Here is an 11595-nt window from a genome sequence, read left to right on the forward strand (position 1 = left end):
CGGGGCGGTGCCGGCCATGCGGGCCAGCGCGGCGCCGTCGTGGATGCGGGTGGGGTCGCCGAGTTCGGCCAGGATGGTCGCGGCCACGATCGGGCCGACGCCGGGCACTGCGAGCAGGGCCGGGCAGATCCGGCGGGTGTGCTCGGCCAGCTCACGGTCGAGGGTGTTGATGTCGCCGGTGAGGGCTTCGAGCCGGTCGCAGTTGGCCAGCAAGACCCGCCGCAGCGCACTGTCGTCGAGCGTGGCCAGTCGTGCAGCTAGTTCGCGCGGTGCTCTACGGGTGGTCAGCGAGTCCGGTTCCAGCCCGGGCGCGAGTTGGTGCAGCCGCCAGCGCATCGTGTTGATCAGCCGGGTCCGTTCGGCGACCAGGTCGTCGCGGTGCTCGACCAGCGGCGCCAGCTCGGCGCCGGGCTCGTCCAGGCGGTGCGCGCTCAGGTAGCGGGCGTTGTCCGGGTTCACCGCGGCCTTCGCGACCGCCAGGGCATCCAGCGGGTCGGACTTGCCCCGCGGGCCGGTGTGGTGGCGTTCGGCGACCATCAGCCGCACCGGCACCCACACCACGCACGCCCCGGCCGCGGCCAGCGCGGTGGCCAGCCGCCGGGCCAAGCCACGCCCGTCCTCGATCGCCCAGGTCACCGGCGCCCCGGCGGCGTGCTTGCCCGCCCAGGCCAGCAGCTTGGCCACCGCGGCGGGGTCGTCGAGCACGGTCAGCGCCTTCCCTAACCGCCGACCATCCTCGTCGATGATCACCGCGGTGTGTGTCTGCTTGTGCGGGTCGATCCCCACTGTCACCATGAGACGTCCGTTTCTGCTCGCAATGCCACGTGACGGGCGGACCATCGCGAGAGCCCGGACCGGGTGGACGAACCTCTCTTGGGGCCGTGAACCCCAGGCTTCTATCAAGTCACTCCCGGCCGGGCTCTCACCCGTGATCACCATGGACACGTCATTACCGAAGCCACACACAGCGGGCAGATCACGTTGGAGTCACCCGGCGACCACGCCAGGCCCCGCCCCGTCGAACAGCGCCCGGTAGCAGAACCCTGACAGAGAGATCACGTTCAGCAGGGAATTCCCTGCTGAACGAGGCCTGTAGACCTGTTGTGGCGCGGGTGATCCTCGTGATGGCCCGTCGCGGACGTCGGTCAGCGGTTGCCGGCGTGCTTCACGAGGAGATCTTCCGCTTCACCAGGCCCGCAGGCCTCGTTCAGCAGGGAATCGGGTGGTGAACGTGGTCATTCGCGGAGCCGTGGCCGGGGGGTCTCTGGGTTGGCGACCTGGGCAAACCCGACGAACGGCCGCCGGCAGCACCTCAAGCACCCGCCTCCCGCACCCCCGTCGACTCGCGAAGCATCAACCACGCCGGCACCGTCTCGACACCGCCCTCGACCGGGCGGCCGGCGATCATGTCCAGCAGCCGGGTCGCCGCCACCCGGCCCACCTCGCGCAGGTTCGGGTCCACCGTCGTCAACGGCGGACGGCAGCCCGCGGCCATGGGCTCCCAGTTGTCGAACCCGACCACGGCGATGTCGCCGGGCACCCGCAGCCGCCGGTCGCGTAGGGTCTCGACCACGCCGCGGGCGATCTGGTCGGACCCGCAGAAGATCGCGTCGGTGTCCGGCGCGGCGTGCAGCAGCATCTCGGCCGCCCGGCGGCCCCAGTCCTCGCTCCACTCGCCGTAGAACACCTGCCCGCCGGCCAGATCCAGTCCCGCCGAATCGAGCACCGACGACAGCCCGGCGGCGCGCTCGCGCGGGTCGGCGAACCGCTCGGGGCCGGTGATGTGACCGATGCGGGTCCGCCCGCTGGCCAGCAGGTGCCGTGCCGCGAGTACCCCGCCGCCCACGTCGTCCGTCGTGACGCAGAAGTCGGACGGGTCGCTGGACTGTGCGATCACGTAGACCACCGGCACACCCGACGCCACGGCGAGCGGGGCCCGGGTCTGCTTGCGGCGCCCGGCGACGATGATCCCGTCGACCCGCCGCTCGTCGAGGGTCTCCGCGTGGTGGTGCTCGCGGATGGGGTCGTCGCGGGTGTCGCAGAGGAACACGGAGACGCGGTCGGCGCCCAGGGCGTCCTCGACGCCGAGCATGAGCGGGTTGCCGAACCGGCCGAAGCGGTCGGTGGTGATGACGGCGACGGTGTAGGTGCGGCCGGACTGCAGGCCCTGCGCCAGCGAGTTGGGCCTGAACCCCAGCTCACGGGCCGCGGCGACGACCCGGGCCCGGGTCTCTTCGCGCAACTGGCCGCGGTTGTTCAGCGCCTTCGACACGGTCCCGACCGACACGCCGGCCCGCGCGGCGACATCGCGGACGGTGGGCACCCGCTGCGACACCGTCGATCACCCCTTCCCAGGTCGGCGAGCCGGCCCGCCGCATCGATCCGCTCATTCTGGCTGCGCTTGACGAGTCTGGCGAGGCACACTAGCGTGCCGCCAGAAAACCTATTCCGAAAGTGCACCATACATCCTTACGACGTGCAGGAAAACAGTTTCCGAGAGCGGAGCACCCATGAGTGAGCCCACGCCGGCCGGGCCGGTGGCGCCGTCTGCCGCGGCCGCCGTCAGGCTCCGTCCGCTCGGCGTCGGCCAGGTGCGCATCACCGGCGGCCTGGCGGGGGAGTGGCAGCGCCGCACCCGCGAGGTCACCGTCCCGACGGCGGTCGCCCTGGTCGAGAGCACCGGGACGCTGCGCAACCTCGAGATCGCCGCGGGCGAGGCCGAGGGCGAGTTCCAGGGCATGCACTTCGCCGACTCCGACGTCGCCAAGGTGCTCGAGGCCGTCGCCTGGCAGCTGGCCGCTCACGGACCGGACGACCTGCACCGGACGATCGACCACTTGACCGGCGTCCTCGAGCGCGCCCAGCGCCCCGACGGCTACCTGAACTCCTGGATCCAGCTCACCGCGCCGGACGGCCGCTACGCCGGCCTGGTCTCCAGCCACGAGCTCTACTGCTACGGCCACCTCATCCAGGCCGCCGTCGCGCTCGACCGCGCCACCGGCGACGCCCGGCTGCTCGCCGTCGCCCGCCGGGTCGCCGACCACGTCGTCGCCGAGTTCCTCCGCGGCGGGCGCCGCGACCTCGACGGCCACCCCGAGATCGAGACCGCGCTGGTCGAGCTCTACCGCCACACCGCCGAGCGCTCCTACCTCGACCAGGCCTCGGAGTTCGTGGAACGACGGGGGCACGGCCATGCCGGGCAGAGCGACCGCGGCTCGGTCTACCTCGTCGACCACGAGCCCGTCCGCACCGCCACGACGCTGAACGGCCACGCCGTCCGCGCCCTCTACCTCGAGGCCGGCGTCGTCGACGTCGCGGTCGAGACCGGTGACGAGGAGCTGCTGACCGCCTCGATCCGCCGCTGGGAGGACACCGTCGCGCACAAGACGGCCCTCACCGGCGGGCACGGCTCGCGGCACCTGTTCGAGGCGTTCGGCGACCGTGACGAACTGCCGCCCGACCAGTCGTACAACGAGACCTGCGCCGCCGTCGCGAGCATCCACTGGAGCTGGCGGCTGCTGCTGGCCACGGGCGAGTCGCGGTTCGCCGACCTCGTCGAACGCACCCTCTACAACACGGTCGCGGCCAGCACCAGCGTCGACGGTGACCGGTTCTTCTACGTCAATCCGCTGCAGCGCCGCCCCGACTCCACTCCGCCGCCGAAGGGTGGGCGCCGCCGCCCCTGGTTCCGGTGCGCGTGCTGCCCGCCCAACGGCGCCCGGCTGATCGGCTCGCTCGGCCACTACGCCGCCACCACCAGCGGCGACGGCGTCCAGCTGCACCTGTTCGTGCCCGCGGTCATCGACACGGGCGACGGCGTCCGGCTCACCGTCGCGACGGAGTACCCCGACGACGGCCGCATCCGCGTCACCGTCGACCGGACCCCGGCGGAACCCTGGCGGCTCGAGCTGCGGCTGCCCGCCTGGAGCGCCCCGGGCCGCACCGCGCTCACCGTCGCCGGCACCCCGGCCGGCGTCGGACCGGACGAGCGCGGCTACCTCATCGTCGACCGCGCCTGGCGCCCCGGCGACGTCGTCGAGCTCGATCTCGACGTCGCGCCGCGGCTGACCTACCCGCACCACCGTCTCGACGCGCTGCGCGGCACCGTCGCCGTCGAGCGCGGACCGCTCGTGTACTGCTTCGAGCAGGTCGACCAGCCCGCCGGCGTCACGCTCGACGATCTCGCGCTGACCGCCGGCGCCACCCTGACGACGCACCGCGAGAGCGGCCTCGGGCTGCCCGGGCCGGTCATGGTCGTCGATGCCGCGGCCGACGTCCTGGCCGCGCCGCCCCGCACCGGCCTGCCCTACGGCGCCACCCACGCGGCCGCCCCGGCCGTGCGCGCCCGGGTCACCGCCCGGGCCGTGCCCTACCACCTCTGGGACAACCGCGACGACGGCGCCATGCGCGTCTGGTTGCCCCGCTCACCCCGACGACCCTGATGAACGGAGACCCGACGATGCCTCTCTCCACGACCCGACGCCGGCCGGCCCGGCGCCGCCTCGTCCTGGCCCTGACCGCGGCGGCGGCCACGCTCGCCGTCACCGCGTGTGGTGGCGGCGACGACACCGACGGCGGCAGCGGCGACGGCGGCGACTCGGCCGAGCCGCTGACGTTCTGGACCCTCGAGTCCGAGCCGAACCGCGTCGCCCGCACCGAGGCCAACCTCGAGCGGTTCACCGAGCAGACCGGCATCGAGGTGGAGCTGGTCACCGTCGAGGAGACCGCCGTCCCGCAGCAGATGATCACCAACGCCGCCTCGGGCACGCTGCCCGACGTCGTCGACCACCCGATGGTCATGACGAGCCGCTGGCTGGCCGACGGGCTGCTCGACGCCGAGGCCGCGCAGGAGGTCGTCGACGAGCTCGACCCGTCGACGTTCCGCGAGGCGGGCCTGGAGTTCGCCACCGTCGACGGCACCGTCGCGGCCGTCCCCACCTCGGGCTGGGGGCTGATCATGCACTACCGCAAGGACTGGTTCGACGCCGCCGGGCTGGAGCCGCCGACGTCGTTCGAGAACATCCTCGCCGCCGCGGAGGCGCTGCACGACCCCGAGAACCAGCGCTACGGCATCGTGCTGGGCAACGACCCCGGCCACCAGGTGACGCAGCAGATCTTCGAGCACTTCGCGCTGGGCAACGGCTGCCAGCTCATCGGCGAGGACGACGAGCTCGCCCTCGACGACGAGCGCTGCGTCGAGACGTTCGAGTTCTACAACGAGCTGCTGACCGACTACGCGCCCGCCGGCACGTTCAACAGCGTCGACCAGCGCGCCGCCTACCTGGCCGGCCAGGCCGCCATGATGCCGCAGGGCCCGTTCACCCTGCACCGCCTCGCCGGCCTCGAGGACGCCGAGCTGGCCAACTGCGCCGAGTGCGCCGCCGACCCCGGCTACCTCGCCACCAACACCGGCATCGTCTCCGAGATCGAGGGCTACCACGGCGACAGCGCGCAGTACGGCCGCATCAGCAACCTCGGCATCACCGTCGACGCCGACACCGAGAACGCCCAGGAGCTGGTGAAGTACCTGGTCGGCGACGGCTACACCGAGTGGCTCGCGCAGGTTCCCAACGGCATGATCCCCATGCGCACCGGCACCCCGGAGAGCCCGACGGAGTTCGTCGACGCCTGGCAGGAGCTCAACATGGGCGTCGACCGCGACGGCACGCTCGTCGAGTACTACGGCGAGGACACCGTCACCGAGCTGGTCGACGGCGCGCAGAACTTCGACGCCTGGGGCATCCGGCAGGGCTTCGGCGAGCTGGTCGGCGTGCTCTACGAGCTCACGACCATCCCGGCCGCCGTCGGCGACGTCCAGAACGGCGTGCTGACGCCCGAGGAGGCCGCGGCCGACGTCCAGCAGAAGCTGACCGACGAGCTCGACCTCATCGAGTCCGCCGGCTGACCCCGTCAGCTAGCCGAAGTGCGCTTCTCAGCTGAGGTTCAGGAGGCCGGAACCCGGATGACCACCACCACACAGGCGCCGCCGGGATCGGGCCGGCCCGGCGGCGCCACGCCCCGCGGCGGCCGGCGCGACCGCAAGCCCTCGCCGTCGCGCCGCCGCGAGGCCCGCTTCGCCTACCTGCTCCTGCTCCCGGCGATCCTCGCCACCGCCGTCCTGGTCGTGCTGCCGGTGCTGTGGAACGTCACGATCAGCCTGCAGAGCCTGCGCCTGATCGAGCTTCGCAACTTCACGCCGTTCGGGTTCCTCCAGGCCGAGCTCGGGTTCGACAACTTCCGGCTGGTGACGGGGCAGCGCGAGTTCTGGTCGACGGTCGGGCGCACCGTCGTCTACGCGCTGGCCGGGACCGTGCTGTCGCTGCTGCTCGGCCTGTGGGCGGCGCTGGCGATGCGGCGGCCCTTCCGCGGCCGGACCGCGGTGAAGGCGCTGCTGCTGGTGCCGTACGTGCTGCCGGTGGTGGCCGCGGCGTTCGTCTGGCGGACCATGCTGTCGCCGCAGTACGGCATCGTGAACGCCTGGGGGCAGGACTGGTTCGGCTGGACGCGCGTCGACTTCTTCGGCCAGCAGAGCATCGACCTGCCGCTGGTGGGGACCGTCCCGCTGGCGTTCAGCACCGTCATCGCGTTCGAGGCGTGGCGCTACTTCCCGTTTGCCTTCATCTTCATCTACGCGCGGCTACAGGCCGTCCCGAAGCACCTGTACGAGGCGGCGACCATCGACGGCGCCACCATCAGCCAGCAGTTCCGCCACGTCACGTTCCCGGCGCTGCGCGGCGTGCTGGCCGTGCTGTTCCTGCTGCGGTTCATCTGGAACTTCAACGACTTCACCAACATCTACCTGCTCACCGGCGGCGGCGCCGGCACGCGTGTCATCTCGATCGAGATCTACGAGTGGCTGATCGGGCGGAGCAACCCGGGCGCGGCGGCGGCGCTGTCGCTGATCCTCGCCGCGGTGATGCTCGTCGTCCTGACGGTGTACGTCCGCTGGCAGGCGAGGAGGGACCAGACATGAGCCGGCACGCGTTCGAGGAACGGTTCTTCCGCATCGCCCGCTGGGTCAGCATCGTCTTCTTCGTCTGCCTGACGGGGTTCCCGCTGCTGGTCATGCTGGGGCTGTCGTTCCGGCCCGTGTCGTCGCTGCTCAACGAGCCGGGCCGGCTGCTGCCGCGGCTGTCCGAGATCGACCTCGGCGGCTACACGCGCATCCTGTCCGGCCGCGAGGACGGCGGCTTCGGGTTCGCCGGCTTCATCGGCAACAGCGCGTACATCGCCGGCGTCACCGCCGTCCTGTCGCTCACGTTCGGCATCTTCGCGGCGTACGCCGCCGCCCGGCTGCGCTACCGGGGCGCGTCGTTCGTCAACGCCTCGATCCTCATGGTGTACCTGTTCCCGCCGCTGGTGTTCGCGGTGCCGCTGTTCGTCATGTTCACTCGGCTGGGCATGCGGCCGTCGTTCACCGCCGTGATCATCATCTACTTCGCTTACACCTTGCCGCTGGCGCTGTACATGCTGCGCAACTACTTCAGCAGCGTTCCCGTCGACATCGAGGAGGCGGCGCGCATCGACGGCGCCTCCCGGCTCGGCGTCATCCGCCACGTCATCGTCCCGCTGTCGGCGCCGGCCATCGCCACCGTCGGCATCTACGTGTTCATGTCGGCGTGGGACGAGTTCCTGTTCGCCCTGCTGTTCCTGGTCGAGGACCGCGACTCGTGGACCGTCGCCCTCGGCATCAACCAGCTGGAGGCGAACGTCGGCACGCCGACGACGGTGCTCATGGCCGGCTGCGTGGTCATCACCATCCCCGTCGTCGTGGCGTTCTCGCTGGCCCAGCGCTTCCTCACCGAAGGACTCACGTCCGGCTCGGTGAAGGACTGACCCGTTCTGCAGACCCGTGGAGAAGACACCGTGATCGTGACCGATGTTCGTCCCCTCCTGCTCGACCGCTACCTGCTGGTCGAGGTTCGGACCGACACCGGCCTGACCGGGCTCGGCGAGTCCGGTGCGTGGGGGTTCCTCGAGGCGTCGGCGGGGGCGGTCGAGGCGCTCGGCCGCTACCTCGTCGGCAAGGACCCGCTGCTCATCGAGCACCACTGGCAGTACATGTACCGTTCCAGCCACTTCGGCGGCTCGGCGGTCATGGGCGCGCTGAGCGCCATCGACATCGCGCTGTGGGACATCAAGGGCCAGCACTACGAGACGCCGGTGTACGACCTGCTCGGCGGCAAGGTGCGCTCGAAGGCGCGGGCCTACGGGCACGTCTTCGGCTCGACGCGCCAGGAGCTGGTCGAGGGGGTCGTCGCCGCGAAGGAGGCCGGGTTCACCGCCGTCGGCCACTTGACGCCGTTCCTCGACGAGCCCTTCTCCGAGCCGTACTTCGAGACGCACGCGCAGAAGGTCCGGGGCGCCGTCGACGCCGTCCGCCAGTACCGCGAGGCCGTCGGCGACACCGTCGACCTGTGCATCGAGATCCATCGCCGGCTCACCCCGACGGAGGCCGTTCAGGTCGCGCTGGGCATCGAGCAGTACCACCCGATGTTCATCGAGGACCCCGTGCTGCCCGACAACCTCGACGAGATGGCCTACGTGGCCGACAAGATCAACATTCCGATCGCGACGGGGGAGCGGCTCACCAGCATCTGGGAGTTCGACATGCTGCTGCGCCGCGACGCCGTCCAGTACGTCCGCCCCGACGTCTGCCTCGTCGGCGGCATCACCGGCGCCAAGAAGGTCGCCGCGCTGGCCGAGGCCCGCCACGTCGGCGTCATCCCGCACAACCCGCTGAGCCCGGTGTCGACGGCGGCCTGCCTGCAGATCGCCGCCAGCGTCCCGAACTTCGTGCTGCAGGAGTACCCGCTCGGCGAGGACGAGTTCCCGAAGAAGGACATCGTCGAGCGCGCCTACGGGTACGACGGCGCCGGCTTCCTCACCATCCCCGACGTGCCGGGCATCGGCGTCACGCTGCGTGACGGCGCGGAGGAGGCGGCCCCGCCGAAGCCGTGGGAGATCCAGACGCGGCTGCACGCCGACGGCTCGGTGATCGACCAGTAGGCGGCGTCTGAACGACCACAGGCGGAGGTGAGCTGACGCCGTCGTCGATACTGCTTCGGTGGAGACGGCGAGCATCGAGCGCGAGTTCCTGTCCCGGCCCGGTCTCGAGGTGGCCCCCGGCCTGCTCGGTTGCGTGCTGCGGCATACGACGCCCGACGGGACGGTGGCGGTGCGGCTGACCGAGGTCGAGGCGTACCAGGGTGCCGACGACCCCGGCTCGCACGCCTTCCGCGGCCGCACCCCGCGCAACGAGGTCATGTTCGGGCCGGCCGGGCACCTGTACGTCTACTTCACGTACGGCATGCACTTCTGTGCCAACGTGGTGTGCGACGTCGAGGGAACGGCGACAGCGGTGCTGTTGCGCGGGGGTGAGGTGATCGAGGGCTCGGCGCTGGCGGCGACGCGGCGGCTGTCCGCCCGGACGCCGCGCGAGTACGCCCGCGGGCCGGCCCGCCTGGTCTCCGCGCTCGGGCTGGGCCGTTCCGACAACGGCGCCGACCTGTGTGCGCCGGGGTCGCCGACCGTGCTGCTGCCGGGCGCGCCGGTCGATCCGGAGCGGGTGCGCACGGGACCGCGGGTCGGGGTGAGCGGGCCGGGCGGCGACGGCGTCGGCTTCCCGTGGCGGTTCTGGCTCGACGGGGAGCCGACGGTGTCGCCGTACCGGCCGCACGTGCCCAAGCGGCGGAAGTGATTGGCCTCGCTCGGCTGGGGTGCGGAATCATGGGTGCGTTCTGTCATTCGACCACCCACGAGGGGACCGGGACCGACCGTGACCGACATCCTGGACGAGCTGCACTGGCGCGGGCTCATCGCGCTGTCCACCGACGAGCAGGAGCTGCGCTCCGCTCTGGCAGCCGGTCCGGTCACCTACTACTGCGGGTTCGACCCCACGGCGCCGAGCCTGCACATCGGCAACCTCGTGCAGATCCTCACCATGCGACGGCTCCAGCTGGCCGGCCACGACCCGCTCGCGCTGGTCGGCGGCGCCACGGGGCTCATCGGCGATCCGAAGATGACCAGCGAGCGCTCGCTGAACGACCGCGACACCGTCGCCGGCTGGGTCGAGCGCATCCGCAAGCAGATCGAGCCGCTCCTCGACTTCGACGGCGCGCACCCGGCCCGCATGGTGAACAACCTCGACTGGACCTCGCCGCTGTCGGCCATCGACTTCCTGCGCGACATCGGCAAGCACTTCCGGCTCAGCCGCATGCTGGCGAAAGAGACGGTGAGCGCCCGGCTCAACAGCGACCAGGGCATCAGCTTCACCGAGTTCAGCTACCAGATCCTGCAGGGCATGGACTACCTCGAGCTGCACCGGCGCTACGGCTGCGTCCTGCAGACCGGCGGCAGTGACCAGTGGGGCAACCTCACCAGCGGCGTCGACCTCATCCACCGGGTCGAGCGGCAGTCGGTGCACGCCCTGGCTACACCGCTCGTCACCAAGGCCGACGGCACCAAGTTCGGCAAGACCGAGACCGGCACCGTCTGGCTCGATGCGGAGATGACCAGCCCGTACGCGTTCTTCCAGTTCTGGGTCAACGCCGACGACCGCGACGTCATCGGGTACCTCAAGGTGTTCAGCTTCCGCTCGCACGAGGAGATCGCCGCGCTGGAGCAGGAGGTGGCCGACAAGCCCGCCGCCCGGTCGGCGCAACGGGCGCTGGCGTCCGACGTCACGACGCTGGTGCACGGGGCTGAGGAGACCGAGCAGGTCATCGCCGCGTCGCGGGCGTTGTTCGGCATGGGCTCGTTGGATGAGCTCGACGCCGGCGTGGTGAAGGCGGCGCTCGACGAGGCCGGCGCGCCCATGGTGGAGGCGGGGGAGGAGCTGCCGTCGTACGTCGACCTGTTCGTGCGGTCGGGGCTCGTCGACTCCCGCTCCGCAGCCCGGCGAGCCATCTCCGAGGGCGGTGCCTACGTCAACAACGTGCGGCTCGATCCGGGGACGTCGCCGGACGATCGTCCCGGTCGCGATGATCTTCTGCACGGACGGTGGCTGGTGCTGCGGCGAGGCAAGCGGACCGTGGGTGGCGTCGAGCTCGCGTGACTTGCCGCTGAGCGTGCTGACCTGCACAAATGCGGGTGAGACGGCCGTCACAGCGATCGGCCGGATCTGGATTTGACTCCCGCTCCCCGGGACCGTAGGTTTCTCTTCGGCTCACGGGGAGCGGGACGCCGGAAACGGCGGCCGGCCCGCAGAGTCACCCACCACCTCAGCTCGCTGAGACGGCCCATGTCCGGGTCCGATCGGGGCGGTGGCGGGATCTGCGAAACGGTTTGTCTCGACGGACCAGACGCAGTATGGTTAAGGAACTGCTTCGGGCAGGGGTCCTGGTTCCAGGACCGTCCGCCGGGAAGATCCACCTGATGGTAGGGTCGCCGGGCGTTGACCGAAGAAGATCCACACCGGATCGTAAGCGTCCCACGCCGACTCCTTTGCGGGTGTCATGTGGGTGCGTCCGATTTTTGAGAACTCAACAGTGTGCCTGATGATGTTTTGTTGATGCCAATTGTTTGTGTCCTTGGGCTGGCACCTTTTGTGGTGTTGGTTTGGGGTTCCTTTGGTGATGCAGTCATCTCTTACCG

9 protein-coding genes are annotated in these 11595 nt (G+C 70.9%); 7 read left to right on the plus strand and 2 right to left on the minus strand.

Features of this window, described 5'->3' with window-relative positions:
- Positions 1–795, minus strand: a 795-nt coding sequence (locus E1212_RS28130) for an IS110 family RNA-guided transposase (protein ID WP_162605661.1), incomplete at its 3' end; no start/stop codon positions are given.
- Between the two features lie 517 nt (positions 796–1312).
- Positions 1313–2335 carry a LacI family DNA-binding transcriptional regulator gene (locus E1212_RS28135; protein ID WP_131988698.1) on the minus strand — a complete coding sequence of 341 codons (1023 nt, stop codon included), beginning with the start codon at positions 2333–2335 and terminating at the stop codon, positions 1313–1315.
- 175 nt (positions 2336–2510) lie between these two features.
- Here E1212_RS28135 and E1212_RS28140 point away from each other — a divergent pair, with 175 nt between their 5' ends.
- The 7 genes from E1212_RS28140 to tyrS all read left to right on the plus strand — a co-directional run bounded on the left by E1212_RS28140 (position 2511) and on the right by tyrS (position 11056).
- Positions 2511–4442 (plus strand): glycoside hydrolase family 127 protein, encoded by a 1932-nt coding sequence (locus E1212_RS28140; RefSeq protein WP_131988700.1) that lies wholly within the window; start codon positions 2511–2513, stop codon positions 4440–4442.
- 17 nt (positions 4443–4459) lie between these two features.
- Positions 4460–5905 carry an ABC transporter substrate-binding protein gene (locus E1212_RS28145; protein WP_162605662.1) on the plus strand — a complete coding sequence of 482 codons (1446 nt, stop codon included), beginning with the start codon at positions 4460–4462 and terminating at the stop codon, positions 5903–5905.
- A 57-nt stretch (positions 5906–5962) separates the two neighbouring features.
- Positions 5963–6973, plus strand: a complete 1011-nt coding sequence (locus E1212_RS28150; RefSeq protein WP_131988704.1) for a carbohydrate ABC transporter permease — start codon at positions 5963–5965, stop codon at positions 6971–6973.
- Positions 6970–7836 (plus strand): carbohydrate ABC transporter permease, encoded by an 867-nt coding sequence (locus E1212_RS28155; RefSeq protein ID WP_131988706.1) that lies wholly within the window; start codon positions 6970–6972, stop codon positions 7834–7836. The genes E1212_RS28150 and E1212_RS28155 overlap by 4 nt, the downstream gene beginning before the upstream one ends.
- A 30-nt stretch (positions 7837–7866) precedes the next feature.
- On the plus strand, positions 7867–9009 hold the full coding sequence (locus E1212_RS28160; protein ID WP_131988708.1) for a mandelate racemase/muconate lactonizing enzyme family protein: 1143 nt from the start codon (positions 7867–7869) through the stop codon (positions 9007–9009).
- Positions 9010–9067: 58 nt separating this feature from the next.
- Positions 9068–9700 carry a DNA-3-methyladenine glycosylase gene (locus E1212_RS28165; protein ID WP_131988710.1) on the plus strand — a complete coding sequence of 211 codons (633 nt, stop codon included), beginning with the start codon at positions 9068–9070 and terminating at the stop codon, positions 9698–9700.
- 78 nt (positions 9701–9778) lie between these two features.
- Positions 9779–11056 carry a tyrosine--tRNA ligase gene (tyrS, locus tag E1212_RS28170; protein WP_131988712.1) on the plus strand — a complete coding sequence of 426 codons (1278 nt, stop codon included), beginning with the start codon at positions 9779–9781 and terminating at the stop codon, positions 11054–11056.
- Positions 11057–11595 lie beyond the last annotated feature (539 nt).

This window comes from Jiangella ureilytica, assembly GCF_004348545.1.
Classification (GTDB): domain Bacteria; phylum Actinomycetota; class Actinomycetes; order Jiangellales; family Jiangellaceae; genus Jiangella; species Jiangella ureilytica.